The organism is Lachnoanaerobaculum sp. ICM7 (assembly GCF_000287675.1).
Lineage (GTDB): Bacteria > Bacillota > Clostridia > Lachnospirales > Lachnospiraceae > Lachnoanaerobaculum.
In genome coordinates, this window is the sequence record NZ_ALJL01000023.1 from 35,288 (window position 1) to 61,566 (window position 26,279).

Genomic DNA, 26,279 nt, shown 5'->3' on the forward strand with positions numbered 1-26,279 from the left:
GACAACACCTCAAAACTTTCATTGCTACATTTTAAACTGTTTTTCTATAAATGAAGTATCTATATCAGCATCTATAAAGTAAGGATTATTAATAATCTCATAGTTAAAGTCTATATTTGTATCCACACCTTCAATTACTATCTCACCAAGAGCGGATCTCATCTTTGCAATAGCTTCCTGTCTTGTTTTTCCATGAACTATCAATTTTAAAAGCATGGAATCGTAAAAAGGTGATACTGTGTAATCTTCATAAATATGTGTATCTATTCTTACACCGTTACCGCCCGGCAAATGCATACTCTCAATTCTTCCCGGTGAAGGCGCAAAATTCTTATCGGGGTTTTCGGCATTAATTCTACACTCTATGGAATGTCCTTCAATCTTTACATCCTTTTGAGTAAGGGAAAGCTTCTCTCCCGCAGCTACTCTGATCTGCTCCTTTATAAGATCTATACCGGTGATCATCTCTGTTACAGGATGCTCTACCTGAATTCTTGTATTCATCTCCATAAAGTAAAAGTTCTTGTTCTTATCCACCAAAAACTCAATGGTGCCGGCATTCTCATATCCGGCAGCCTTTGCCGCACTTACAGCAGCCTTTCCCATCTTTTCTCTGAGCTTACTGTCAAGGAATACTGATGGGGCCTCCTCCAACACCTTTTGATGTCTTCTTTGTATGGAGCAATCTCTTTCGCCAAGATGTATTACATTTCCATAGCTGTCGGCCAAAATCTGGAACTCGATATGTCTCGGTCTTTCTATATATTTTTCAATATACATTGAGTCGTCCGAAAAGCCTTTAAGAGCCTCAGCCTTTGCAGTCATAAAGTTCTCGGCAAAATCATCTTCGCTCCTTGATATTCTCATACCCTTTCCGCCACCGCCAAGAGCCGCCTTTATCATTACAGGGAAGCCTACTTTTTTGGCAAGCTTTAATGCCTCATTCACATCCTTGACACTTCCGTCAGTTCCCGGTATTACAGGAATATGTGCTTTTTGCATAGTTGCTCTGGCTACAGCCTTATCACCAAGCTTAGCAATTGTTTCAGATTTAGGTCCGATAAACTTTATTCCGACTTCAGTACAAAGTCTTGCGAATTTCTCATTCTCCGATAAAAATCCGAATCCCGGATGAATAGCCTCGGCACCCGTTGTAATAGCCGCACTGAGTATTCTCTCCATATCCAGATAGCTCTTCATCGCAGGTGCAGGTCCTATACAAATAGCCTCATCTGCGAGCATAGTATGTAAGCTGTCTCTATCCGCCTCAGAATATACGGCAACACTTATGATACCCATTTCTCTAAGTGCTCTGATTATTCTGACTGCAATCTCTCCTCTGTTTGCTATCAATACTTTTCTAAACATTTATTCTCCAATGATAAAGGTAAGTTCGGCATCTACCGCTATCTCACCGTCTACACTTGCTATAGCTTTACCTATTCCTATTCTTCCTTTTGATCTGATTATCTCACAGGAAAGTTTCAACTTATCTCCCGGAACAACTTTTCTTTTGAACTTAGCGGAATTTATAGCTCCGAAATATGCTGTCTTACCCTTATTCTCAGGTACTGACAATATAGCAACAGCGCCTGTCTGCGCCAATGCCTCTATCATAAGTACTCCCGGCATTACAGGCTCTTCGGGAAAATGTCCCAAAAACTGAGACTCATTATATGTTATACATTTATATCCGACACTTTTTTTGCCGGGCTCCAGCTCCTCAATACAATCAATAAGTAAAAACGGATGTCTGTGAGGTATTATCTCTTGAATTTCCTTGATTCCCAACATATTCCTTACTCCAAAATAAACAGCGGCTGTCCGAACTCTACCACATCCTCATCCTTAACAAGGATCTCTTTTACAACACCGTCAAAATCACTCTCAAGCTCATTCATAAGTTTCATTGCCTCAATGATACCTATTACCTGGCCTTTCTTTACTCTGTCACCTACATTTACAAAGCTTGGTGAATCAGGTGAAGGTGCACTGTAGAAAGTTCCTACAAGCGGTGATGTTACGGTATGACCTGCAACCTTTGTGTTCTCTACCGTGTTTGCAGCTTCAAAACTTACACTCTGTGCTACCGGTACGGCCTGAACCTCTCCTGCTACAAGTTTTGTTTTATTTTTCTTTATAACAATTTTTTCAGAATCTGTAGCATAGTTTAATGTATCAACATCATTCTTACTTACTGTCTCTATAAGTTTTATAATCTCATCTATCTTCATAGGTTTACTCCACGAATTTTTTTATAACTATACTTGCATTGTGACCGCCAAAGCCAAGGGAGTTGCTTATTGTTCCGTTAACTTCCACCTCTTTTGACTCTGTCAAAAAGTCCAGATCGCACTCCGGATCCTTGTTTATAAGCCCCACATTCTTGTGCATAAATCCGTCTTCTATAGATTTTACACATACAATTGCCTCAACACCTCCGGCTGCACCAAGAAGATGTCCGACCATTGACTTTGTAGAACTTATTCCGACTTTATCTGCATGCTCACCAAGAGCTGTCTTTATTGCCTTTGTCTCAAATAAATCATTGTGATGAGTTCCTGTACCATGTGCATTAACATAGTCAATATCCTCAGGCTTCATACCTGCATCCTTTATTGCAAGCTCCATAGCCTTTGCAGCGCCCGAGCCGTCCTCTGCAGGTGAAGTAATATGGAATGCATCACAGGTTGCACCATATCCTGCCATCTCGGCGTATATATGTGCACCTCTTTTTTTAGCATGCTCAAGTTCTTCTAAAACTAAAACTCCTGCTCCCTCTCCCATGATAAATCCGTTTCTGTCCTTATCAAAAGGTATTGATGCTCTGTCAGGGTCATCTACAGTATTAAGTGCTGTGAGTGAAGTAAATCCTGCCACACCTATAGGAGTAATGGAACTTTCCGTACCTCCGGCAAGCATTACATCAGCCTCTCCGTAAACAATAGATCTGAATGCCTCACCTATACAGTTTGTTCCTGTGGCACAAGCCGTTACTACATTTATATTCTTTCCCTTACATCCATAGGCAATCGCTACATTACCTGCCGCCATATTTGAAATCATCATAGGTACCAAAAGTGGTGCCACTCTGCTTGGCCCTTTTTCCAAAAGTTTTCCGTATTCCTTTTCCATAGACTGCAGTGATCCGATTCCCGATCCTACCGCAACCCCTACCATATAAGGATCTTCCTTTGACATATCAAGCTTAGCATCTTCAATGGCCTCTTTTGTTGCCGCTACGGCAAACTGTGAAAACTGCTCCATTCTTCTGGCAGATTTTGGATCCATATAGTTCTTGGCATCAAAGCCCTTTACTTCAGCTGCCAGCTTTGCCTTATAGTCTGTTGTATCAAAGTATGTTATAGGTCCTATACCGTGTACACCCGCTTTTATGTTTTTCCAAAAATCATTGACATTAAGACCTATCGGTGTGATAGCGCCCAAACCTGTAATAACAACTCTTCTTCTCATAGTCACCTCTTTTTTAGTTGTTCTTTCAATCCTTCTTGATTACATACTCATTCCGCCATCTATTTTGATGACCTGACCTGTAATATATCTGCCCTCTTCACCGGCAAGGTATGCTACCATATTTGCAATATCCTCTACCTCACCTTGATATCCCAACGGAATAAATGAATTTATTTTTGCCTTGGCATCATCCGTCATGGCATCCGTCATATCTGTTCTTATATATCCCGGTGCTATGGCATTTACGGTAATATTTCTGCTTGCCATCTCTCTTGCCGCAGTCTTTGTCATTCCTATAACTCCAGCCTTTGATGCCGCATAGTTTATCTGACCTGCATTGCCCATCACACCGCTAACGGAAGAAATATTTATTATTCTTCCGGCTCTTTTCTTAATCATGTATTTTGAAACCACCTGCATGGTATTAAAGCTTCCCTTTAAATTGGTGGCTATTACCGCATCAAACTCTTCAGGTTTCATTCTCATCATCAGATTATCTTTTGTAATACCGGCATTGTTTACCAGTATATCTACAGCGCCATCCTCTGAAATGATATTTTCGATCATCTGCTTGGTACTCTCATAATCTGATATATCACATTGGCAGATTTTTGCCCTTCCGCCATTATCCTCTATCTCTTTTGCAACACTTTTTGCAGCCTCACTTGATGCCGCATAATTTACATATACCAGTGCTCCGTCAGCTGCCAGTTTCTTTGCTATAGCGGCTCCGATGCCTCTGCCCGCACCTGTTACCAAAGCTGTTTTGCCTTCTAATCTTTTCATTTTGCCTCCAAAATCTGACTACAAACACTTGCCACATCCGCATACTCTTCAATGTTGAACATTTTTACCTGTGCATCAATTTTCTTTACAAAACCTGCCATGGTCTTACCGGGACCGATTTCTACAAATGTATCAACTCCCCATTCAATCATTTTTCTTATGCTCTGTTCCAAATGTACACTTCCGGATACCTGATCTATCAAATTTTTCTTGATTTCATTCTTATCTGTAACAATTTGCGCATTGATATTTGCCACATAAGGTATCTGAATATCTCTTATTTCGACACCGTCGAGTACTTTTGAAAGTTTTTCTCCGGCTTCCTTCATAAGTCCCGAGTGAAAAGCACCGCTTACCTTTAAAGGCAGTACTCTTTTTGCACCGGCTTCTTTTAATTTTTCACCTGCAAGAGCAACCGCTTCCTCAGTGCCTGATATTACAGTCTGTCCCGGGCAGTTATAATTTGCCACCCAACATCCGTCTATGTCATCAACTACAGACTTGATGGTCTCGTTGGAAAGTGAAAGTACGGCACTCATTGCACCACCCTTTATTTCCGACATGTACTGACCTCTTTTATCCACTACCGAAATGGCATCCTCAGCACTTATGGCACCGCTTAAATACAGTGCTTCATATTCTCCAAGGCTTAAACCTGCACATATATCAGCCTTAAGTCCCGTTTTTTCTACAGCCTTTAACATGGCAATACCTGTTGCCACCATGGCTATCTGTGTATATCTTGTATTGTTTAATTCATCATTTTCTTTGAAAATCAGATCACATGCATCTATCCCCGTGACTGTTTTGACACTGTCAAAAACCGCCCTTGAATCCGCATCATTTTCATAAAAACTCTTGCCCATATTTTGTTTTTGAGCTCCCTGTCCCGGGAATAAAAATGCTATCTTCATAATTTATACTAAGCTCCCTGCATTCTTTAAAAGATTAGTTGCCTCACTTATTATCTCGTCAATGATTTCTTTTGCACTTTGCTTTTTGTTTATAAGTCCTGCTATCTGACCTGCCATAACGGTTCCGTTTACAACATCACCTTCCATAACAGCCTTTCTGAGTGTACCGAGAGTCAAATACTCAAGTTCCTCAAAACTCTTACCCTCAGCCTCAAGCTTCGTGTATTCTCTGGTCATGGCATTTCTTAGACTTCTTACAGGATGTCCGTGACTTCTGCCTGTTACGGCAGAATCGATGTCCTTTGCGGCGATTACTCTGTCTTTGTAGTTTTCATGTACAATAGACTCATTTGCAACCACAAATCTTGTGCCTATCTGTACAGCCTTTGCTCCAAGCATAAGTGCCGCAGCCAAACCTCTTCCGTCTGCAATACCGCCTGCCGCAATAACAGGAATATCTACCGCATTTACAACCTGTGGAACCAAGGTCATTGTAGTAGCTTCACCTATATGTCCGCCACTCTCGGTACCTTCCGCCACAACGGCATCCGCTCCGCATCTTTCCATTCTTCTTGCAAGTGCAACACTCGCAACTACAGGAATTACCACTATTCCGGCTTCCTTCCACATCTGCATATACTTTTCAGGTGAACCTGCGCCTGTAGTAACTACCTTTATACCTTCTTCCACAACTACCTTGGCAATTTCTTCCGCATGAGGTGACATAAGCATTACATTTACTCCAAAAGGCTTATCTGTAAGCTTTCTTGCCTCTCTTATTTCATTTCTTACAACCTCTGCCGGTGCATTTGCTCCGCCAATAAGTCCAAGTCCGCCTGCCGCACTTACCGCTGCAGCCAAATGATGCTCGGCAACCCACGCCATACCGCCTTGAATTATCGGATATTCTATACCTAATAGTTTTGTTATTTCTGTTTGCATTAATTTCCTCTGCCTTTTTTAAGAAAACGCCCGTAGGCGTTTTTTATTTTTTATAAATTGTCTACGCCCTTGTCCTTAAGGTAATTTACCACATCACCTACAGTTAAAAGCTTCTCTAAATCCTCAGAAGGTATTTCAACACCGTAGTTATCCTCAAGTGCCATTACCATCTCAAAAAGGTCAAGTGAGTCTGCATTTAAATCATCCTTGAAGCTTGACTCCAATGTGATTTCTGACGCATCGATATTTAACTGCTCTGCAATAATTGATTTCATTTTCTCTGACATAATTTTCTCCATCCTTTTAAATGTTTATTTTATTTATATTTAAGTTGTAAAATATTACAATCTTAATACACAAGTTCCCCAGGTTAATCCTGCTCCGAATCCACAAAGCAAAATCAAATCACCTTTTTTTGCAATACCTTTTTTTATTACCTCATCAAGAAGTAAAGGTATGCTTCCTGCCGAAGTATTTCCGGTATTTTCCAGATTGTGCGGTAACTTTTCAATAGGTATATCCAGCTTTTTGGATACGGCCTCAAGTATTCTCAAATTTGCCTGATGTAAAAGATATAAATCTATATCATCCTTATGTACCCCGGCCTTTTGTATAGCATTTTCAATGCTGTGAGGCACCGTTCTGACAGTGAATTTAAAGACCTCTTGTCCGTCCATTCTTATATATCTGTCATCACCGTAAGAATTATCATACAGTGCAAATCCCTTACTTCCGTCAGCTCCGATATCAAAGCTTAAAAATCCCTCTTCGATATCCGCTTTTTTCAGTACTGCCGCTCCCACACCGTCACCAAAAAGTACACAGGTGGTTCTGTCAGTCCAATCCATCTCTCTTGAAAGTACATCGCCGCCTACTACAAGAGCATACTCAATATCCAGAGTATTCATCATGGAATATGCAATACTCAGTGCATATATAAATCCGGAACACGCGGAGCTTACATCCATACATGCACAGTCCTTTGCACCAAGTAGAGGCTGCAACTCACATGCGGTATTTGGAAGTCTCTTATCCTGAGTGGAGGTACCCACTATAATAAGTCCCAAATCCTTACCGTCAATATTTGCAGATTCTAATGCTTCTTTTCCGGCTGCAAATGCCAGACTTACCAGATTTTCGTTTTCACCTATGATATGTCTTTTTTTGATTCCGGTTCTTTGGCTGATCCACTCATCACTTGTATCTACGATTTTACTCAAATCATCATTTGTCAAAACCTTAGAAGGCAGCTTTGAGCCTGTTCCTGCAAGTGCTATCTTCATCCTTCATAAGTCCTTTCATAAGACTTTCATCAAAACAAAAAATACTTTGAATACCAAAGCAAATAGTTTGATACTCAAAGTATTTTAATTTTACTACATAAATTTGTCAAGTGATTTGTTCATTCAGTTCCGTATGCTATTAATGCATCTTTCTTTCTTACCCCCAAGGATAATGTATAGTACAACACAGTGGCATCAAATTTTGCTTCGACTCTTTGCAGTTCATCACCTTCTATATTTTTTAAAACTCCAAGCAGTTCTCCCTTTTTTACTCTCTGTTCATGTTTAACATAAGGATACCAAAGCCCGTCACACTCCGCCTCTACATACTCCGCACTCACTATCTCTTTTTGTTTTTTATTTACACTTATATCATGTCCTTCTTTTATTATCCCAAGTATCTCCATAAGCTTAAACATATCTTTCTTTTCGGCAAGCACATCCTCTTCACTCCATATACCATGTGCCCCCCTTTCATAGAGCATTGCGGGAATATTTTTCTTTGCAGCATAGCTGTACAGACCATTATCCGCATATGATCCTACTCTAAAATTCACGCTCATTCTCGAAGCTATATCTCTCACATAGTTTTTCATATCTTCACCGGAGCCGTAAGGAAAGAAGATAAGAGGAATGAGATTCTCATTAATATCTCCCCCATGCAAATCCACTATAAAATCAGCTGTCGGGTAGAGATATTTTTCTATATCAAAAGCCATCCTTTGTGTACTTGTACCTTTTTCATCACCCGGAAATTCCCTGTTTAAATTTTTATAATCCGATGTTGATATCTGTTTTACCCCGTCATAAAATCCTTCGGTATTTAAAACAGGGCAGATAATAATATTTCCGGATAATTTTTCAGCTTCAAGTTCTTTTATAAGTCTTAGAGCAGTTTCTATTCCCACATATTCTCCGCCATGTACTCCTGCAGTTATAACTAAAGTTTTCCCTGTATTTCTCCCACAAAAAGCTGTTCCGCTTATATTCCCAAGTGTGAATTTTTTCTTTTCCCCTTTATTTATCAGAATATCTCCTATTTTCACAGATTCCTCCTTTCCGAATACACTACGTTTTTATGTTATATTAGCATAGTTAGCAGCCTCTAACCATACATTTTTTCATTAATTATTATTTACTTAAATAAAAGACAGCTGTCTGCTTTTCTATAATTTTTATTTTTTTATGAAAGATATTTCCATGTTTTATTAAAAAAACTTGAAAAACTTATTTTCAAGTAGTATGTTTATTATGTATTAATTAAACATAGATAGAAAGAGAGGAATTTTCTATGGCAACATTTATGATCGGCCTTGTGATTCTAATCGTAGGCGGACTTATCATGGGCAAGTTATGTGACCATGTTTTTCAGCCTGACGACAGAGAAACACCGGCCTATTCTAAGCAGGACGGTGTAGATTATGTGCCTATGCCTACATGGAAAAATGCACTTATCAACCTACTTAATATCGCAGGAACAGGACCGATTCTCGGACCTATTCAGGGTATTCTTTTCGGACCTATAGCACTTCTTACAATACCGATAGGTAATGTAATCGGCGGTGCAGTTCATGACTATTTTGCAGGTATGATTTGTACAAGAGACGGCGGCGCTCAGATGCCTGAGATGGTTCGCAAATATACAAGTAAAACCGTATTCTGGATTTATGATGTATTTGTATGCCTCTTACTTTTACTTGTAGGTACAGTATTTATTTATACACCCGGTGATATAGCAGCAACTCAGGTTTTCGGTTTCAGCGGTGCTCCTACAGAAGTTTCTACATGGGTCATTTACGCTGTGATTTTTGCTTATTACCTTATTGCAACAGTATTCCCGATTGATAAGATTATCGGACGTGTATATCCTATCTTCGGTGCGATTTTGGTATTCTCTGCACTTGGTGTATTCGGTGCAATGGTTATCTTCCATTATCCGCTTGTAGATATTTGGGGAAGCTGGGCAACACAGTCATTTGACTATGCCGCATATTTTAAAGCAGGACATTTTATTCCGATTTTCTTCGTTACTGTAGCCTGCGGTATCCTTTCAGGATTCCATTCATCACAGACAGCTCTTGTAGCTCGTACAATTAAGAGCGAAAAAGAAGGTCGTATGACTTTCTACAATATGATGGTTGTTGAAGGATTTATCGCTATGGTATGGGCTGCCGGCACAATGGCACTTATCCAGTTCACAGCCGAGCATGGCGGTATCACAATGCAGCTTAGTGACAAGGGTGTATGGCAGTATATGATCCAAAAAGGAGGCGAGCTTGTTGCTATTTCTCCTACCAGTGTTGTAGGTGTAGTATGTAGATATGCTCTTGGACCTATCGGAGGTGCCGTAGCACTTATCGGTATTATTATACTTCCTATAACATCAGGAGATACAGCACTTCGTGCACTTAGACTTACTATTGCAGATACTTTCCATATCAAGCAGGATAACAATGCAAGAAGACTAAGTCTTGCCGTTCCTATTTTCGTTATAGTAGGTGCAATCCTTGTTTGGGCAAAGATTGATCCTAAGGGATTCAATATTCTTTGGAGATATTTCGCATGGTCTAACCAGACAATGGCACTCTTCCCACTTGCCGCCGCTACTATTTATTTGATAATAAATAAGAGAGGAAAGTGGGCATGGATGACTCTCATACCGGGTGTCTTCTACACATTTATTTGTGCATGCTATATCTTGAATGCAAAGCTTGGCTTCGGTTTAAGCTGGAATATTGCTTATATCGGCGGTGCTGTAATTGCCGCTTTATACGCAGTTCTTACTATCCTGAGAGGTAAAAAGGGTGGATACACTCCTGCCGATCCTGTAAAGTAAATAAAATTATTGCTCCTCCCAAGACAGTTGTAATATAATACTGTCTTGGGAGTTTTTTATTATTTTTTATTAGACAGAGGAAATATGGAAATTTTAGAATTTTTAAAACAGGAAAATATATCGGATAAAATCATTTCAGAGATAAAGTCGTTCAGAAGCTTTTATAAGCTTGAAGCCGAGGATGAAAGAAGAATCCCGAAGGATTCATATCTTTACTACGGAAAAGAGATTTGGGAAGAAGCAGCTACAGCTATAATAGCAGGTGAAAATATCTTGCTTGACGGTCCTAAAGCTACAGGAAAGAACGTATTGGCACAAAATCTTGCCATGGCATTTGCAAGACCTCAGTGGGACATATCACTTTATATAAATACAGACGCTTCATCTCTTATAGGCTCGGACACCTTTGAAAACGGTGAAGTCAAGCTTAGAAAAGGACCTATATTAAACTGTGCCATAAAGGGAGGTTTCGGCGTGCTTGATGAAATAAATATGGCAAAGAATGAATCTCTTGCCGTACTTCATGCGGTACTTGACTTTAGAAGAACCATTGATTTACCTGGATATGACAGAATAAATCTTCATGAAGCCACAAGATTTATAGGTACAATGAACTACGGCTATGCCGGCACCAGAGAGATGAACGAAGCTCTTGCTTCAAGATTTATGGTACTTCATATGCCTGTTATATCGGCAGAAAACTTACAAAAGCTTATAAAGGATAAATATCCTACTCTAAAACCTGAGTACATATCACAATTTGCCACTCTCTTTGATGAAATAAGAAAAAAATGTGAGGGTGGCGAAATCTCTACAAGAAGCCTTGATCTTAGAGGTCTTATCTCCTGTATAGGAATGATGAAAAAGGGACTTGGAGTTACAAAGGCTCTCGAAATGGGACTTATCAATAAATGCTTTGATGAGTATGAAAGACAGCTTGTACTTGATATTGTAAGCGCCAGATTGCCTGAAAGTCTTTTGGGGGAGAGTATCTTTTCATGATCTTGACGGAGTTTGAAAAAAAGAGAGCCGCAAACATGATTTGGAATGCTGCAGGAAATTATGATGTTTCCGTCGGATTTCGTATGTATGACAATGATGCGAAAGCGGATCTTTACTGGAATACCATACTTGGCGGCAGCTATGCACATTTTGACTGGAAAAGGTTAAAAGAGTTTTACAATACCTTCCATGAAACAATAGGGCAGGGAACCTATGAAGCATTGTTTTGGATTGCACTTGAAAATTCCACCTTTGAAAAGGAAAAGGATTCAAGACCAAGTCTTCCACTCCTTAGGAAAGAGTACTGCAAACAAAAGCTTATAGAGTTTATGCCGAGTATTGCTGAAAGCAGAGAGGGATGGATACTTGAAGGGCATTACAGAACCTCTATGGGTGAGGACAGCGGGCTGCCCGATTTGGTAGACAGGAAGCTCTTAAGTGAGGTTGAAATCGGTGCGGATGTGGATACTGAAGGTTTTATTCGGAGTCTCTCCAATACTCTTGCAAAGTATTTTACCTATCTTCCCGGTGTCAGTGCAAAGGGTCAAAAGCGCAGATTTAAAATCCCTGTTCCAAGACTCTTCTTCGGCAAAAAGGCAGGCGTATCAAATGAAATTGAAGGCGTCACCAAGCTTGTACTTGGCTATGTCGAAAATCAGGGAGGAACCGACGCCTCCGCATTTGAAACAGACTCTGAAAAATTTAACAGAATCACGGAAGAAGGACTTAGAAAATATATCAGCAGCTATTTCGGAAAGTCCATCTATGATGATAAGACTTCAGAGAAAATACAAAGAGAGTGCTGTACCGGTAATCACGAAGGTACCAGAATATTTTTTACAAGAGGTGAAAGTGAAGACAAGGTAAGCGGATTTGCCGCAAAGATGCGAAAAGAAATGCAAAAGCAGTATACTAAAAACAAAGAATTTTTCTCTGACAATATAGGAAGTAATAATGCTGTCATCTTGGAACTTACAAATCGTATCAAAAATGCTCTGCTGACTCAGCTTGAGCCTACTACAGTTTATTCAAAGACAGGTAAATTAAATCCTGCTCTTGTCTGGAAGGCTCTGTATCTTAACAATAATAAAATTTTTGAAAAGCAGGTTGCGGAAGGTAGCGGCAATATAAGTGTCGATATTTTACTGGATGCCTCGGCTTCACAGATTCATCGTATGGACACAGTATCCACACAGGGCTATATTATTTCAAAAGCACTTGATAACTGCCATGTTCCTGTAAGGGTATGGGGATATTCATCTATGAACGGCTACACTGTAATGAATCTTTACAGAGATTACAATGAGACCTCAAAGAACAATGAAATATTCAGATTCTTTACAACAGGTGCCAACAGAGACGGGCTTGCGCTTAACGCTTTAATGGAGCAGATGAAGAAAAACAATGCTTCTCACAGAGTTGTGATATGGCTTACAGATATAAAGCCGAATGATATGCTCGAGGTCAAGGGTAAATCAAGAAATTACAGCGGTGATATCGCTATAGAGGATATGACTGAGCTTGTGCATAAAGCAAAGCTTGAAAACATTTATGTCCTCTGCGCCTTTACAGGTGATGACGCCGACCTGCCGAATGTCCAGAAAATCTTCGGCCGAAGTTTTGTAAAAGTAAAATCGCTTAATAATTTTGCCTCATTGGTAGGAAATATGATACAGGCGGAAATAAGGAGAATGTAAAAAGAGCAGTTTACCGCAAAAGGTAAACTGCTCTTTTTAATACAAGATATAAATCTGTTTTGCTGTTTTATTATCTCTTAGACTTTACTATAAACCACCTTATAAGAAGTCCAAGGGCAACCCAAGATCCTATATATCCGACTACACTGACAACTGTTATTACAGAGTCCCAAAACAACTGCATATCCATAAGATTCCTCCTCATTCCCCATACAAACTTTCACGAAGCTTTTATTTAATTTCATTGTACATCTTATAAATCAGTTGTCAATAGCTGTGTCTTATTTGTAGGCTTTATGTATTTTTAATTCAATCTATTTCTGACCGACTTATACTAAGGCTAATTCTTCATCTTTATGCACTATCTTATCAGGTACCACCCAACCGAGGGCCTTTCTCTTTTCAATGATATCTGCAACTATTTTTTCTCCCAGAGAGTCGGGATTTGTATCTACAACCATCACAGAACCAAGTAATTCCTTTGTGCCCTCTTTCAAAAATTCTATTACATTCTTTGAACCGTGAATTTGAGCTTCCACACAGTGATATGAATTGATTCCCATAAGTCTGAAGCCAAGAGCCGCATCTATTCCCTTTTCATTACTCCACTCAGGAGATGAAAATGCAAAAGGCATTTCATAAAGCGGCTTACCGGCCTCACCTGCTACACCTGCAAAGATTCCGCTTGACTTGGTATTGTCTATACACTCACCCACATGCCATACCGGTGGTAAATCTCCAAGGAATTCTTTTAAACTCTCACCTGCATGCTCCTGTCCCGAAACATTGCAATATCCCATCTTCATAAGCGGGAATGAGGCACATCCGTTTGTAAGTATCAAAATATTGTTTCTAAGAAGTGCATTTGCTACATCAATAACACATTTCTCATATACAACCTTAGGATTGTTACAGCCCACTATGTTTACAATACCGAGTATCTTACCTTCCTTTACAGCCTCATATAAAGGCTTCATAGAGCCGTAGTGCTTATGCACATACTCAGGTGAAAATCCGACTTCGGCATCCACCTCATATGGCGGAATGTATACAGGTATACCCTGTCTGTCTTTAAAGCTTTCTATACCTCTGAGCACTATTTTTTCTGCAAGTTCTCTTGTCTCTCCTATATTTGAATGATGATGATCATATTCAAATCTCTCGGCACCCGGTAATCTTGCAGACTCACTGGTTGTAACAACTGTAGTTCTGAAGCATTTTGCAACTTCCATTATTGACGGGAATACATCCTGAACATCGGCAATCCAAAGATCAAGTGCTCCGGTACCAAGTACAAGCTCAGCAGATACTGCATTTGAAAGAGGAATAACTCCTGCATAGCGATACATTGCTGAAAGTCCTGAACAGCAGATTCCGTAGAATCTTATTCCCTTTGCACCCGCTTCTTTTGCAAGATTTATAAACTTCTCTTCCTGACCGACTCTTACAATCTCACTTACCAGGGTAGGCAGATGACCGTGAACCGCAATATTCACATATCCTTTTTTCAAAGCACCGATATTTACCTTTGATGTAACTCTGTCTCCAACTCCGAAAAGACCGTCAGTTGCTATTGATGTACTTACAACACCCGAGTATGTGAATGCAAGTCCACAACGAAGAAACTGTTGCATAATGCTCTTCCAGTCACCGTCAGTACCTACACCTGTTTTATGATAAGCCTCAAATACCTCATGGTAGGCGCTGATAGGTAGAATATCAAGCTCCTTCCACACTTTTTTCCTTTCCTCTGAACCAAGTGCCTCTATGATTTTATAATCTCCCGGTACTGTACGGCTCATATCCTCTAAAAGTATATCTGCAAGTTCTGAAGCAATCTTTTTTATACTTCTTCTTTCCGTCTTTATTCCGAATGCTTTTGCGGTATCCTTTATCTTTTGTTGTCCCAGTATAGGTAAATCAAGCTTTCCTTCAGCAGCCCACTTTAGAGACAGAATAACTTCTCTACCGTGCATACCGTGTTGAGCCGCACCTGCAGCAGCTGAACGAAGCAAATTTCTTGCCACTATTAAGTCTGCATCCGCACCACAGACTCCCTTGGGACTCTTTGAAGTTATCTTACATGGACCCATATTACAGATCTTACAGCATATTCCGGCCATACCGAAACCACACTGTGGCTGCTGACTGTCAAATCTGTCAAATGTAGTATCAAATCCCAGCTGATTCTGGCGCAAAATCATCTCTCTTACTGCCGGATCCGGAGTATTTTCCAAAACCTCATCCTTTGACGGAAAAGTCTTTCTGTACTCAGATACAGCATTCATATAATCTCTGATAAATGCTTTATCGTCTCCGTCCTCTTCATGGTCCGACTTTAATGTAATTGTCGGCACTCCATGTTCATCAAATCCTATCAAATTTCTATGGCTGTGAATATGGTCAACTCCATGCTTATGTTCATGATTATGTTCGTGACTATGATTGTGTTCGTGATTATGATTATGTTCGTGACTGAGTTCTTTCTTTCCCATGAGCATTCCTTCCTACTTTACAACAAGAAACCTATTTACCTATTAATTTAGTATGTTTTAAGGTTTTTTGATTATAAAATATTTTTCATTCCATGTCAAGCAGTAATTTGTACTCTTTTAAAAACAAAAAATCGCTATAAAACCGGTTCTCGGTTTATAGCGATTTATTTTATATGTCTATATTAATCTTATTTAGCATTAATCTTCTTTAGCAAGCTCTGCTTTTATCTTCTCTGTAAGTGCAGGAACTATCTTGTTCAAATCACCTACTATACCGTAGTCTGCAACACTGAAGATAGGCGCATTCTCATCCTTATTGATAGCGATGATAATGTCACTCTCTTCCATACCTGCCAAATGCTGTATAGCACCTGAAATACCTATTGCAAAATAAAGATGTGGACGAACTGTCTTACCTGTCTGTCCTACCTGAATATCCTTTGACATCCAACCTGCATCAACTACAGCTCTTGAACAGCTAACAGTACCGTGAAGTGCATCTGCCAAATCCTTAAGTATCTTAAAGTTATCAGCAGAACCTACACCTCTACCGCCTGATACCAAAATCTTTGCAGCCATGATATCTTCTGTTGTCTTGGCATTCTTTACAATCTCCAAGATTTCAACATACTTGCTGTTCTCTTCAAGCTTGGCATCAAAGTCTATTACCTCCGCCTTTGCTCCTGCAACTCTTTCCTTCTTTTGCATAACACCCGGACGAACTGTTGCCATCTGCGGTCTGTTCTCCGGACATGCAATAGTAGCTATTGTATTTCCACCAAATGCAGGTCTTGTCATAAGAAGCTGATTATGCTTCTGCTCTCTTCCTGCAATAGCCACTAAAGGATAATCACCGATTTCAAGCTGTGTACAGTCTGCTGTAAGTCCTGTTCCGACTCTTGCTGATACTCTGGGTCCCAAATCTCTACCGATTGCTGTAGCTCCAATAATGAATATCTCAGGCTTAAACTCGTTTATAACTGCTGATAATGCCTGTGTATAAGGCTCTGTACGGTACTCTTTAAGTTTAGGATCATCTACAACTATTATCTTATCAGCACCGTGCTCGGCGAGTTCTTCAACCAGTCCTTTTATATCAGATCCAAGTAATACTGCTGTAACCTCGGTATTGAGATCAGCAGCCAAATCCTTACCTTTTCCTATAAGTTCAAGGGAAATACCGCTCAATTTGCCGTCTACCTGCTGGGCAAATGTAAACACTCCCCTGTATTCTTCTGTATTTTGTCTCATAAACGACTCCTTTTTAGATGATATGTGTTTCTTTTAACTTGCCTATGATGTAGTCAACAGACTCTGATGCACCAAGGTTTACCTGCTCTCCTGCACCCTTTCTTACCTTATCGGATGCTTTTGCAATCTGTGTCGGTGAACCCTTAAGACCGATATTTGAATCATCTACATCTATAAGGTCCGCTCTTGAGAGTACAGTTACTTCTTTGTCATAAGCATCAAAAATACCACCCGGAGTCATATATCTTGGCTCATTAAGCTCTGATAAAGCTGTAATAAGTACAGGCATTTTTGCTTTTAAAACATGATATCTGTCATCAAACTGACGCTCTACCACAACACTGTCTCCATCAATCTCTATCTTTTGTGCATAGCTGATAACAGGTAAATCCAGATGTTCTGAAATCTGCGGTCCTACCTGTGCAGTATCTCCGTCTATAGCCTGACGACCTGTAATAATAAGATCATACTCTAATTTTCTAAGTGCTCCGGCTATAGTCTGTGATGTAGCCCATGTATCGGCTCCGCCAAGCACTCTGTCTGTTATAAGTACAGCATTGTCGGCTCCCATTGCCAAAGCTTCTCTAAGTACTTCATCAGCCTTTGGAAGTCCCATAGTAACTACTGTAACTTCTGCACCGTATTTATCTTTAAGTCTAAGAGCAGCCTCAAGACCCGCCTTGTCATCCGGGTTCATAATTGTAAGCATAGCTCCTCTGTTTAATGTGCCGTCAGGGTTAAAAACAACACCGCCCTTTGTATCCGGCACTTGTTTAATACAAACAACTATCTTCATGACATCCTCCATTCGTAATAGCACAATTATTTAAGCAATGCGCCTGAAATTACCATTCTTTGTACTTCGCTTGTACCTTCGTATACTTCTGTAATCTTCGCATCACGCATCATTCTTTCAATTTCGTATTCTCTTGTATATCCATATCCACCGTGAAGCTGTACTGCCTTTGTGGTAACTTCCATTGCCACTTCTGCAGCAAATAACTTAGCCATAGCCGCTTCCTCTGAATATGTCTTCTGTGTTGCCTTAGCCATAGCTGCTCTATATACAAGCATCTGTGCCGCCTTTACTTTGGTTGCCATATTTGCAAGCTCAAACTGAGTATTCTGGAATGCTCCGATGGATCTTCCGAATTGCTTTCTCTCTTTTACATAGTTGATAGTTCTCTCAAGTGCTCCCTCAGCGATACCAAGTGCCTGTGCGGCAATACCGATACGACCACCGTCAAGAGTATGCATTGCAATACCGAATCCCTTACCTGCAGGACCGAGCATATTTTCCTTCGGAACTCTGCAATCTGTAAAAATAAGTTCATAAGTAGATGAACCTCTGATACCCATCTTCTTTTCCTTTGTTCCGAATCCGAATCCCGGTGTATCTTTCTCAACTATGAATGCGGAGAAGATCTTCTTTTGTCTGCCCTTTGCATCCACCTTTATCTCTGTACATGCAATTACAACATAGATATCCGCCTCTTTACCGTTTGTAATAAAAATCTTTGAACCGTTAAGTACATACTCGTCACCGTCAAGCACAGCCTTTGTAACCGCACCCTGTGCATCCGTACCTGCATTAGGCTCTGTAAGTGCGAAAGCGCCAAGTTTCTCTCCCTTTGCCAAAGGAACAAGATATTTTTCCTTCTGCTCAGGTGTACCGTACATAGCGATAGGATCTGCACAAAGTGATGTATGAGCGGAAACAATAACACCTGTTGTCGCACAAACCTTTGACAACTCTTCTACACACATTACATATGCAAGAGGATCGGCTCCCTGTCCTCCATACTCCTTTGCTACAGGAATACCAAGGAAACCGTACTTTGCCATCTTTGTTACAGTCTCTCTTGGAAATATTTCCGTTTCATCCACCTCTATTGCAAGAGGTTTTACTTCCTTTTCAGCAAACTCCCTGAAAAGGGATCTTGCCATCTCATGTTTCTTGTCTAAAGTAAAATCCATGAATCATACCTACTTGAATAAATCCAAGTGCAAACATAAATAGTGAAAGTCTTTGTTTGCGTTATCCTTTCTTAGTTTTCTTTCACCTATATAGTAAATACAAACCCGCCTTTTGTATCTATCTCACATTAAAACCCCTTTCTACATTTTAACTGTAAAAAGGGGATAAATATTTTACTTATAAGAGAATATTCCTTCTCCGGTCTTCTTACCAAGCTTACCTGCAGCTACAAGCTCTTTTAACTTTGGAGCCGGTAAATACTTGTCATCCCCTGTCTCATTGTGAATAACTTCCATAATGGCAAGGCAAATATCAAGTCCGATAAGGTCTGCCAAATGAAGAGGTCCCATAGGATGTGCACATCCCAGAATCATAGCTGTGTCTACACCTTCAGCATCTGCTGTACCTGCAGCCCATACATTGATTGCTTCATTGATCATTGGAACAAGGATACGGTTTACTACAAATCCCGGTGCTTCTTTAACCTGTACAGGAGTCTTTCCGATATCTTCAGATATCTTCTTAATCTTTTCCACCAATTCTGCAGGTGTCTTCTCTCCACCGATTACTTCAACAAGTTTCATCCTGTCCGCAGGGTTAAAGAAATGCATACCTACTACAGGTCTGTCAAGTGCCTCACCGATTCTTGTGATAGAAAGTGATGAAGTATTTGAAGCGAAAATGCAATCCTTAGGAACTATATTCTGAAGCTCTTTGAAAATCTGCTGCTTAACTTCCATCTTTTCAAGCGCTACTTCCACGATCAAATCACAGTCACTGCAGATATCGTTAAGGCCTACTTTTATTTTTGAAATAATTGCATCTCCGGCCTCTTTTGATATTTTCTCTTTTCCTACAAGGAAATTGATGTTCTTTTGAATCTTTGCAAAACCTGCCTGTGCGTATTCTTCCTTAATATCGCAAAGTCTTACTTCATATCCTTCTGTCATTGCAAAAGCCTGAGCAATTCCTGAACCCATTGTACCTGCACCGATAATACCAACTTTCATTTTTTTATCCTTTCTGAATTAAAACATATATTTTGACTTTAATTATATTTTTATATTAAACCGGTATTTATGAATTAGTAAAATTCTTCTCTTTTCTCTTTTCAAGGAAAGCGTTCATACCCTCTATCTGATCATGTGTTTCAAAGCAACTTCCAAAGAGCTTCTCTTCAATCACAATTGCATCGTCCATCTTTGCGTCAAGTCCGTCATTTATAGCTTTCTTACATGCACGAACTGCAATAGGAGCATTCTGTGCTATAGCAGCCGCCATCTTCTTTGCAACTCCAAGCAGCTCTTCCTGTGTATATACGGCATTTACAAGACCTATTCTTAAAGCTTCTTCAGCCTTTATTGTCTTAGCTGTATAAATCAACTGCTTTGCCATTCCTACGCCGACTATTCTTGCAAGTCTTTGTGTTCCGCCGAATCCAGGTGTGATTCCAAGTCCCACCTCAGGTTGACCGAACATTGCATTATCCGAGCATATACGAATATCACAGCTCATAGCAATCTCACATCCTCCGCCAAGTGCAAATCCGTTTACGGCAGCTATCACAGGAACAGGGAAAGTCTCTATCTTTCTGAATACATCATTTCCCTTCTTACCGAAAGCCTCACCCTCTGCCGGACTTAATTTGCTCATTTCACCTATATCGGCACCTGCTACAAAAGACTTATCTCCTGAACCTGTCAAAATGACGGCTCTGATTGTATTAGTGTCAATACTGTCAAAGCAAGCATCAAGCTCAGCCAGTACTTCAGAGTTCAAAGCATTGAGCGCCTTCGGTCTGTCTATTGTAACAATACCTACGGCACCTTCTGTATCAAACCTTACAAAACCCATAAAACACCTCCTTGTCAATATTGCATGTCAGGAATCAAGCTTGACATGTAAATCCATATGATAAAAATATAACATATATGTATCCGACAATCAATCAGTTTTTTTGATTAATTATTATATCTATTTTGCATAACAATATTCTAAAATCGAAATATCATCATGCTTAAAACATATATTTTTTTCATTTATATTGAGCAAAATTATTTTGCTGTCCTTTTTATTATCCATAAAAGATTAAACACGACTCATCTTTAATATTTTTTACATATCAATATTTTTATTTATTATAACACATTGTTTAAATAAGATATATATAAAAACATATTATTTTTTTTATAGCAATTTTGAATAACCAAGGGGTGGATAATTGATTTCACTTGTGATATGCTATAGGTGATACATATATCTGACAATACAAAAAAGTTTACTCAATCGGTATTGTCCACTTTTATAGAATAAGTGAGGTGAAAAATATGAAAGAAGTAGTTATCGTCAGTGCTGCAAGAACAGCTATTGGTAGTTTCGGCGGTTCATTGGCAGGTGTAAGTGCAGTAGACCTCGGTATAACTGCAGCAAAGGGAGCTATTGAACGTGCAGGCATTGACGCTTCTCTTATCGACGAAGCCGTTATAGGAAATGTTTTAGGCGCAGGACTTGGCCAGAATATCGCTCGTCAGGTAATACTCGGAGCGGGATTGCCAAATACAACACCCGCATTTTCAATAAATAAGGTTTGCGGTTCAGGTCTTAGAACTGTTGAACTTGCAGCACAGATTATAAAGGCCGGTGATGCGGATATCATTCTTGCAGGCGGTACGGAGAGCATGTCAAACGCTCCATATCTTGTTAAAGGCGCAAGATTCGGCGTTAAGATGGGTAATCAAACATTGATTGACGAGATGATTACAGACGGTCTTTGGGATGCTTACAACAACTACCACATGGGCGTGACAGCGGAAAATATTGCTGAACAAAAAGGAATAACAAGAGAAGATCAGGATGTATTCTCTGTTGAAAGCCAGAGAAGAGCACAGGTAGCTATAGAGACCGGAAGATTAAAAGATGAAATAGTTCCTGTACTTATTCCACAAAGAAAAGGCGATCCTAAGGTATTTGATACAGACGAATATCCTAAGTTCAATACTACAATCGAAAATCTTGCAAAGCTTAAACCGGCATTTAAAAAAGACGGTACTGTAACTGCAGGTAATGCTTCAGGTATCAATGACGGTGCCGCAATGTTCATTATCGCATCAAAGGAAAAGGCACTTGAGCTTAAACTTCCTATTATGGCTACTATAAAGGGATATGCTTCAGGAGGTGTTGACCCAAGCGTAATGGGACTCGGAGTAATTCCGGCATCACAAAAAGCAATGCAAAAAGCAGGTATCACAGCCGACGATCTTGAACTTATAGAGGCAAACGAAGCTTTTGCGGCACAAGCTCTTGCAGTATGCAACGAACTTGGATTTAAGAGAGAAATTACAAATGTAAACGGCGGTGCAATCGCACTTGGACATCCTATCGGAGCATCAGGTGCAAGAATACTCACCACTTTACTCTTTGAGATGCAAAAAAGAGATGTTAAATGTGGCCTTGCTACACTGTGTATAGGTGGTGGAATGGGCACAGCAATTGTTGTAGAAAGGGAGACAAAATGAAAATAGTTTCAATCAAAGATGCTATTGCAGGTATCAATGACGGCGCCACAATCATGGTAGGCGGATTTTTAGCATGTGGTACACCCGAACCGATTATTGATGCATTAGTTGAAAAAGGTGTAAAGGACTTAACACTTATTTGTAATGATACCGCCACTCCTACCACAGGTATCGGTAAACTGGTTGCCAACAATCAGGTAAAAAAAGTTATTGCAACACATATAGGTACAAATCCTATAACAGGACAAAAGATGAATGACGGTACTATGGAGGTTGAGCTTTCTCCTCAGGGTACACTTGCAGAGAGAATACGTTCAGGCGGCGCAGGACTTGGCGGTGTACTTACACCTACCGGTGTGGGTACCGAGGTTGCCGAAGGTAAGCAGGTTTTAAATATTGACGGTAAAGATTATCTTTTGGAAAAACCTTTAAGAGCCGACTTTGCACTTATCGGTGCTACAATAGCCGATGAGAAGGGAAATCTTTATTTTACGGCTACAAGCAAAAACTTCAATACAGTTATGGCAACCGCTGCCGATGTTGTTATTGCGGGCGCTGAACTTATAGTTCCTGTAGGCGATATCCAGCCTGAAAATGTTGCAATACCTGCAATATTTGTAGATTATCTTGTAGGAGGTGAGTCATAATGTCAAAAGAGAGAATTGCAAGACGTGTTGCAAGAGATTTAAACGATGGTGACGTAGTAAACTTAGGTATAGGACTTCCTACTATGGTGGCTGACTATGTACCTGAGGGTATAGAAATTACACTTCAGTCAGAGAACGGTATTCTCGGTATGGGTCCCTTGGCTTCAAGTGCAACAGCAAATAAACATTTAATTAATTCCGGCGGACAAAATGTTACCGTACTTCCCGGTGCCGCATACTTTGACAGTGCATTCTCATTTATGATTATTCGAGGCGGCCATGTTGATATGACTGTTTTAGGTGCATTGCAGGTAGATGCTCACGGAAATCTTGCAAGCCATATAGTTCCGGGCAAGATGGTTCCGGGTATGGGCGGTGCTATGGATCTTGTTACAGGTTCAAAGAAAGTTGTTGTCGCTATGACACATACCGCAAAAGACGGTGCTCCAAAGATTTTAAAGGACATCACACTCCCTGCTACCGCTATTCATGCAGTTGATGAAATTGTCACCGAATTAGCTGTAATAAAGGTTACCGATGAAGGTCTTGTGCTTACAGAATTAGCTGAGGGCGTAAGTGTGGAAGATGTTATAGCAAAGACAGAGGCACCTCTTAAGGTTGCAGATGATTTAAAGACATTCTAATTTATTTTAGTATAATTTAAATTCCCATGACCGGGATGCCGTATTTAAAGGACTGTTCTCTTTTAAGATCGGCATTCCGGTCTTTTATAATCTCATATCGGATGATTTCAGTATCAGAAAATACTAATTATAAAGATATTTTTGTGTGATATATATAATATATTTATACATTTTCGTTATTTTTCAGACTGGAAAAACGGATATCGGATTGATATAATAATGTTAATAATTAAACAATTTGCAAAAGGAGGCAGATAAATGTTTAAGAAATTTACAAACGCATGTGTAAATATAGTTCAAAAATTTTTGCCTGATGCATTTATTTTTTGTATCGTACTTACTATCCTTGTTTTTGTCGCTGCAATGCCGGTAAGTAAAATGAACCCATTTGAAATAGCCAATGCTTGGGGCGATAGTATGTGGTTATTGCTCGGATTCTCAATGCAGATGGCTTTGGTGCTTGTTCTCGGCACGGCACTTGCTACCGCACCGCTGGTAAAGAAAGCTATAAATGCGGCTGCGGAAGTTCCAAAATCTCCTACATCGGCAATTATTTTTATTACCGTTGTTTCAATGATTGCCTGCTGGCTTAACTGGGGATTCGGACTTGTAGTCGGTGCCATACTTGCAAAGGAAATTGCAAAAAAAGTAAAAGGCGTTGACTACAGACTTCTTATCGCATCGGCTTATTCAGGTTTCGTAATATGGCATGCAGGTTTCTCAGGTTCCATACCTCTTCAACTTGCGTCATACAGTGAAGCTATAGGTACACAAACAGCAGGTGCTGTAACAGAATCAATACCTACTTCACAGACAATATTCTCAGCTTGGAATCTTATAATTGTTATAGCTATAATTATAGTTATAGCATTTGTAAATGCACAGATGCATCCCACTCCTGAGGATACCGTTACTGTAGATCCTAAGCTATTGGCAGAAACCGAAACTGCCAAAGTTACGGATAAAACAGTGACACCGGCTGAATGGCTTGAGAGATTCCCTCTGCTTTCAATACTTGTGGCAATACTTGCCATATTGTATTTAGTGTATACATTTAAAACCAAGGGAAGTATCACACTCTCTCTTAATGTAGTAAATTTAATTTTCTTAACACTTGGAATTATATTCCACGGAACACCTATAAGTTATGTAAACGCTATTACAGATGCCGCAAAGAGTGCCGGAGGTATTATATTACAGTTCCCGTTCTATGCAGGTATCATGGGCATTATGACTGCTACAGGTCCTACAGGTCAGTCACTTGCAGGTGCCATAAGTGATTTCTTTGTAAATATATCAAATCAGACTACATTCCCGTTGTTTACTTTCCTCTCAGCAGGTATTGTAAACTTCTTCGTACCTTCAGGTGGCGGTCAGTGGGCTGTACAGGCTCCTATCGTAATGCCTGCCGGAAACGCTCTCGGTGTTTCTCCTGCAGTATCAGCCATGGCTATTGCATGGGGTGATGCATGGACAAATATGCTTCAGCCGTTCTGGGCTCTCCCGGCTCTCGGTATAGCAGGTCTCGGTGCAAGAGATATTATGGGATATTGTGCTATAGTTCTTATTGTAACAGGAATAATCATAGGATGCGGATTCCTATTCCTCGTCCCGTTCCTGGCATAAACATAAAAAGTACCGGCTCACAACCGGTACTTTTTTCTTATCTTAAAATAATATATACAGTATACGCTATATAGGACGCTACCATTGCGAGGCCTTCTTTTTTTGATATCTCACCGTCATTCTTGGCAAGTATATATACCATCAAACTTGCACAAAGCAAAAAGAATGTATCGTATACAGCCACAACTTCCGCACCTATAGGATTAAGTACTGATGAAAATGCCAGAATAAATATTATATTGAATATATTTGAACCTACCACATTGCCAAGGGCGAGCGCATTCTCTCCCTTGCTTGATGCTACAATACTTGTCACAAGCTCAGGAAGTGATGTTCCTATGGCGACTATTGTAAGTCCGACCAAAGTCTCACTCATTCCGAACATCAATGCTATTTCGGAAGCGGACTCCACTACCTTGTCACCGCCAAACACTACAAGAGCAAGTCCCCCTACTATATAAACAATGGCCAAAGGTATAGGTAAATTCTTTTTCTTTTCATCCTTTGCATCATTGCTTCCCTTTAATGCAATTCTTATAGTGTATATCATATACGCTATAAAAATCAGCAGGAAAATAACTCCGGCAATTCTGTCTATGCCGCTTAAAAAGAACACAAATCCAAGCAACAATATTGTTATAACAATATTTACAATATAATCAAATTTTAAAAGTGCCTTATCCACCGGCATAGCATGTATTATTCCGCAAATTCCCACAACAGCCAGAAGATTAAATATATTCGATCCGATTACATTATTCAAAGCTATTGCATTGCTGCCCTTTAATGCAGCATCAATACTTACCGCCGCCTCAGGTGCACTTGTTCCGAAAGCCACTATAGTAAGCCCTATTACAACCGAAGGGACATTCAACTTTCTTGCTACTCCCGAAGCACCCTCAACAAAAAAATTAGCTCCTCCCACAAGACATACGAAGCCCAAAATAAGCCATATATATACCATAAAACCATTCCTTTACATTAAAAACTGAACACAGACATAATATCTATATATTTTCAGATTGTCAACATAAGTATTAAAAATAAACTTTATTTCTATTCATCTACTAATTAAAGAGCAATTACATATTCCTTTAAAAGTATTTAAGAAATTTATCAACACAAATATAGTATTATCTGCTATACTAGGTAAATGTATCGAATACTCTGTATGTCATCTACATCTTAT

Annotated in this window: 24 protein-coding genes; 7 read left to right on the forward strand and 17 right to left on the reverse strand. The window is 39.8% G+C overall.

Going from position 1 to position 26,279, the window contains the following annotated elements:
* Positions 1-24: 24 nt before the first annotated feature.
* The 10 genes from HMPREF1140_RS07190 to HMPREF1140_RS07235 all read right to left on the reverse strand — a co-directional run bounded on the left by HMPREF1140_RS07190 (position 25) and on the right by HMPREF1140_RS07235 (position 8,445).
* Entirely contained in the window at positions 25-1,368 is a 1,344-nt protein-coding gene (locus HMPREF1140_RS07190) for an acetyl-CoA carboxylase biotin carboxylase subunit (RefSeq protein ID WP_009663363.1), read from the reverse strand.
* Positions 1,369-1,794: a 3-hydroxyacyl-ACP dehydratase FabZ gene (gene fabZ, locus HMPREF1140_RS07195; RefSeq protein ID WP_007595523.1), complete on the reverse strand. Its 426-nt coding sequence runs from the start codon at positions 1,792-1,794 to the stop codon at positions 1,369-1,371.
* Positions 1,795-1,799: 5 nt separating this feature from the next.
* Entirely contained in the window at positions 1,800-2,234 is a 435-nt protein-coding gene (gene accB, locus HMPREF1140_RS07200) for an acetyl-CoA carboxylase biotin carboxyl carrier protein (RefSeq protein ID WP_009663338.1), read from the reverse strand.
* Positions 2,235-2,238: 4 nt separating this feature from the next.
* Positions 2,239-3,474, reverse strand: coding sequence for a beta-ketoacyl-ACP synthase II (gene fabF / locus HMPREF1140_RS07205; protein ID WP_009663288.1), 1,236 nt, complete (start codon positions 3,472-3,474; stop codon positions 2,239-2,241).
* Between the two features lie 39 nt (positions 3,475-3,513).
* Complete coding sequence (gene fabG / locus HMPREF1140_RS07210; protein WP_009663298.1) at positions 3,514-4,260, reverse strand: 3-oxoacyl-[acyl-carrier-protein] reductase; 747 nt, start codon at positions 4,258-4,260, stop codon at positions 3,514-3,516.
* On the reverse strand, positions 4,257-5,174 hold the full coding sequence (gene fabD, locus HMPREF1140_RS07215) for an ACP S-malonyltransferase (protein ID WP_009663173.1): 918 nt from the start codon (positions 5,172-5,174) through the stop codon (positions 4,257-4,259). Before fabD ends, fabG begins: the two co-directional genes overlap by 4 nt.
* 3 nt (positions 5,175-5,177) lie before the next feature.
* Positions 5,178-6,116 (reverse strand): enoyl-[acyl-carrier-protein] reductase FabK, encoded by a 939-nt coding sequence (gene fabK, locus HMPREF1140_RS07220; protein WP_009663177.1) that lies wholly within the window; start codon positions 6,114-6,116, stop codon positions 5,178-5,180.
* Positions 6,117-6,166: 50 nt separating this feature from the next.
* Positions 6,167-6,403 carry an acyl carrier protein gene (gene acpP / locus HMPREF1140_RS07225; protein WP_007595511.1) on the reverse strand — a complete coding sequence of 79 codons (237 nt, stop codon included), beginning with the start codon at positions 6,401-6,403 and terminating at the stop codon, positions 6,167-6,169.
* Positions 6,404-6,457: 54 nt separating this feature from the next.
* A complete protein-coding gene (locus tag HMPREF1140_RS07230) occupies positions 6,458-7,399 on the reverse strand; it encodes a beta-ketoacyl-ACP synthase III (protein WP_009663381.1) in 942 nt (313 codons plus the stop codon).
* Positions 7,400-7,518: 119 nt separating this feature from the next.
* Positions 7,519-8,445: a succinylglutamate desuccinylase/aspartoacylase domain-containing protein gene (locus HMPREF1140_RS07235; protein WP_009663335.1), complete on the reverse strand. Its 927-nt coding sequence runs from the start codon at positions 8,443-8,445 to the stop codon at positions 7,519-7,521.
* Positions 8,446-8,690: 245 nt separating this feature from the next.
* On the opposite strand from HMPREF1140_RS07235, the gene HMPREF1140_RS07240 reads away from it, so the two are divergent.
* The 3 genes from HMPREF1140_RS07240 (at position 8,691) to HMPREF1140_RS07250 (ending at position 12,934) form a co-directional block, all read left to right on the forward strand.
* Complete coding sequence (locus HMPREF1140_RS07240; protein WP_009663332.1) at positions 8,691-10,235, forward strand: carbon starvation CstA family protein; 1,545 nt, start codon at positions 8,691-8,693, stop codon at positions 10,233-10,235.
* 84 nt (positions 10,236-10,319) lie between these two features.
* Positions 10,320-11,237: an AAA family ATPase gene (locus tag HMPREF1140_RS07245; protein ID WP_009663296.1), complete on the forward strand. Its 918-nt coding sequence runs from the start codon at positions 10,320-10,322 to the stop codon at positions 11,235-11,237.
* Positions 11,234-12,934 carry a hypothetical protein gene (locus HMPREF1140_RS07250; protein ID WP_009663243.1) on the forward strand — a complete coding sequence of 567 codons (1,701 nt, stop codon included), beginning with the start codon at positions 11,234-11,236 and terminating at the stop codon, positions 12,932-12,934. Before HMPREF1140_RS07245 ends, HMPREF1140_RS07250 begins: the two co-directional genes overlap by 4 nt.
* 329 nt (positions 12,935-13,263) lie before the next feature.
* On the opposite strand, the gene cooS is transcribed toward HMPREF1140_RS07250, so the two are convergent.
* From cooS to HMPREF1140_RS07280, 6 genes are all read right to left on the reverse strand, one after another.
* The gene (gene cooS, locus HMPREF1140_RS07255) at positions 13,264-15,435 is read right to left on the reverse strand and encodes an anaerobic carbon-monoxide dehydrogenase catalytic subunit (protein ID WP_035620115.1); all 2,172 of its coding nucleotides are present in this window, start codon (positions 15,433-15,435) and stop codon (positions 13,264-13,266) included.
* Positions 15,436-15,627: 192 nt separating this feature from the next.
* Positions 15,628-16,680, reverse strand: coding sequence for an electron transfer flavoprotein subunit alpha/FixB family protein (locus tag HMPREF1140_RS07260; RefSeq protein ID WP_009663325.1), 1,053 nt, complete (start codon positions 16,678-16,680; stop codon positions 15,628-15,630).
* Positions 16,681-16,693: 13 nt separating this feature from the next.
* Positions 16,694-17,476 carry an electron transfer flavoprotein subunit beta/FixA family protein gene (locus tag HMPREF1140_RS07265; RefSeq protein WP_009663329.1) on the reverse strand — a complete coding sequence of 261 codons (783 nt, stop codon included), beginning with the start codon at positions 17,474-17,476 and terminating at the stop codon, positions 16,694-16,696.
* Between the two features lie 26 nt (positions 17,477-17,502).
* Positions 17,503-18,657: an acyl-CoA dehydrogenase gene (locus tag HMPREF1140_RS07270; RefSeq protein WP_009663371.1), complete on the reverse strand. Its 1,155-nt coding sequence runs from the start codon at positions 18,655-18,657 to the stop codon at positions 17,503-17,505.
* 174 nt (positions 18,658-18,831) lie between these two features.
* On the reverse strand, positions 18,832-19,668 hold the full coding sequence (locus tag HMPREF1140_RS07275; protein WP_009663166.1) for a 3-hydroxyacyl-CoA dehydrogenase family protein: 837 nt from the start codon (positions 19,666-19,668) through the stop codon (positions 18,832-18,834).
* 67 nt (positions 19,669-19,735) lie between these two features.
* Positions 19,736-20,512, reverse strand: coding sequence for an enoyl-CoA hydratase-related protein (locus HMPREF1140_RS07280; protein WP_009663244.1), 777 nt, complete (start codon positions 20,510-20,512; stop codon positions 19,736-19,738).
* Between the two features lie 473 nt (positions 20,513-20,985).
* On the opposite strand from HMPREF1140_RS07280, the gene HMPREF1140_RS07285 reads away from it, so the two are divergent.
* The 4 genes from HMPREF1140_RS07285 (at position 20,986) to HMPREF1140_RS07300 (ending at position 25,090) form a co-directional block, all read left to right on the forward strand.
* Positions 20,986-22,173 carry an acetyl-CoA C-acetyltransferase gene (locus tag HMPREF1140_RS07285; RefSeq protein ID WP_009663408.1) on the forward strand — a complete coding sequence of 396 codons (1,188 nt, stop codon included), beginning with the start codon at positions 20,986-20,988 and terminating at the stop codon, positions 22,171-22,173.
* On the forward strand, positions 22,170-22,820 hold the full coding sequence (locus HMPREF1140_RS07290) for a CoA transferase subunit A (RefSeq protein WP_009663214.1): 651 nt from the start codon (positions 22,170-22,172) through the stop codon (positions 22,818-22,820). The genes HMPREF1140_RS07285 and HMPREF1140_RS07290 overlap by 4 nt, the downstream gene beginning before the upstream one ends.
* Positions 22,820-23,464, forward strand: coding sequence for a 3-oxoacid CoA-transferase subunit B (locus HMPREF1140_RS07295; RefSeq protein ID WP_009663315.1), 645 nt, complete (start codon positions 22,820-22,822; stop codon positions 23,462-23,464). The genes HMPREF1140_RS07290 and HMPREF1140_RS07295 overlap by 1 nt, the downstream gene beginning before the upstream one ends.
* 258 nt (positions 23,465-23,722) lie before the next feature.
* Entirely contained in the window at positions 23,723-25,090 is a 1,368-nt protein-coding gene (locus tag HMPREF1140_RS07300; RefSeq protein ID WP_009663249.1) for a short-chain fatty acid transporter, read from the forward strand.
* A gap of 37 nt (positions 25,091-25,127) precedes the next feature.
* Here the strand turns inward: HMPREF1140_RS07300 and HMPREF1140_RS07305 are convergent, their stop codons facing one another.
* Positions 25,128-26,054 carry a calcium/sodium antiporter gene (locus HMPREF1140_RS07305; protein ID WP_009663215.1) on the reverse strand — a complete coding sequence of 309 codons (927 nt, stop codon included), beginning with the start codon at positions 26,052-26,054 and terminating at the stop codon, positions 25,128-25,130.
* Positions 26,055-26,279 lie beyond the last annotated feature (225 nt).

Coding starts and splice junctions, on each gene's coding strand:
- HMPREF1140_RS07275 (WP_009663166.1), bottom strand. CDS start 19,668: ATGAAAGTTGGTATTATCGGTGCAGGTACAATGGGTTCAGGAATTGCT.
- fabF (WP_009663288.1), bottom strand. CDS start 3,474: ATGAGAAGAAGAGTTGTTATTACAGGTTTGGGCGCTATCACACCGATA.
- fabZ (WP_007595523.1), bottom strand. CDS start 1,794: ATGTTGGGAATCAAGGAAATTCAAGAGATAATACCTCACAGACATCCG.
- cooS (WP_035620115.1), bottom strand. CDS start 15,435: ATGCTCATGGGAAAGAAAGAACTCAGTCACGAACATAATCATAATCAC.
- fabG (WP_009663298.1), bottom strand. CDS start 4,260: ATGAAAAGATTAGAAGGCAAAACAGCTTTGGTAACAGGTGCGGGCAGA.
- HMPREF1140_RS07245 (WP_009663296.1), top strand. CDS start 10,320: ATGGAAATTTTAGAATTTTTAAAACAGGAAAATATATCGGATAAAATC.
- HMPREF1140_RS07250 (WP_009663243.1), top strand. CDS start 11,234: ATGATCTTGACGGAGTTTGAAAAAAAGAGAGCCGCAAACATGATTTGG.
- HMPREF1140_RS07230 (WP_009663381.1), bottom strand. CDS start 7,399: ATGAAGATAGCACTTGCAGGAACAGGCTCAAAGCTGCCTTCTAAGGTT.
- HMPREF1140_RS07190 (WP_009663363.1), bottom strand. CDS start 1,368: ATGTTTAGAAAAGTATTGATAGCAAACAGAGGAGAGATTGCAGTCAGA.
- HMPREF1140_RS07265 (WP_009663329.1), bottom strand. CDS start 17,476: ATGAAGATAGTTGTTTGTATTAAACAAGTGCCGGATACAAAGGGCGGT.
- fabK (WP_009663177.1), bottom strand. CDS start 6,116: ATGCAAACAGAAATAACAAAACTATTAGGTATAGAATATCCGATAATT.
- HMPREF1140_RS07305 (WP_009663215.1), bottom strand. CDS start 26,054: ATGGTATATATATGGCTTATTTTGGGCTTCGTATGTCTTGTGGGAGGA.
- acpP (WP_007595511.1), bottom strand. CDS start 6,403: ATGTCAGAGAAAATGAAATCAATTATTGCAGAGCAGTTAAATATCGAT.
- HMPREF1140_RS07280 (WP_009663244.1), bottom strand. CDS start 20,512: ATGGGTTTTGTAAGGTTTGATACAGAAGGTGCCGTAGGTATTGTTACA.
- HMPREF1140_RS07240 (WP_009663332.1), top strand. CDS start 8,691: ATGGCAACATTTATGATCGGCCTTGTGATTCTAATCGTAGGCGGACTT.
- HMPREF1140_RS07270 (WP_009663371.1), bottom strand. CDS start 18,657: ATGGATTTTACTTTAGACAAGAAACATGAGATGGCAAGATCCCTTTTC.
- HMPREF1140_RS07295 (WP_009663315.1), top strand. CDS start 22,820: ATGTCAAAAGAGAGAATTGCAAGACGTGTTGCAAGAGATTTAAACGAT.
- HMPREF1140_RS07300 (WP_009663249.1), top strand. CDS start 23,723: ATGTTTAAGAAATTTACAAACGCATGTGTAAATATAGTTCAAAAATTT.
- HMPREF1140_RS07285 (WP_009663408.1), top strand. CDS start 20,986: ATGAAAGAAGTAGTTATCGTCAGTGCTGCAAGAACAGCTATTGGTAGT.
- HMPREF1140_RS07290 (WP_009663214.1), top strand. CDS start 22,170: ATGAAAATAGTTTCAATCAAAGATGCTATTGCAGGTATCAATGACGGC.
- fabD (WP_009663173.1), bottom strand. CDS start 5,174: ATGAAGATAGCATTTTTATTCCCGGGACAGGGAGCTCAAAAACAAAAT.
- accB (WP_009663338.1), bottom strand. CDS start 2,234: ATGAAGATAGATGAGATTATAAAACTTATAGAGACAGTAAGTAAGAAT.
- HMPREF1140_RS07260 (WP_009663325.1), bottom strand. CDS start 16,680: ATGAGACAAAATACAGAAGAATACAGGGGAGTGTTTACATTTGCCCAG.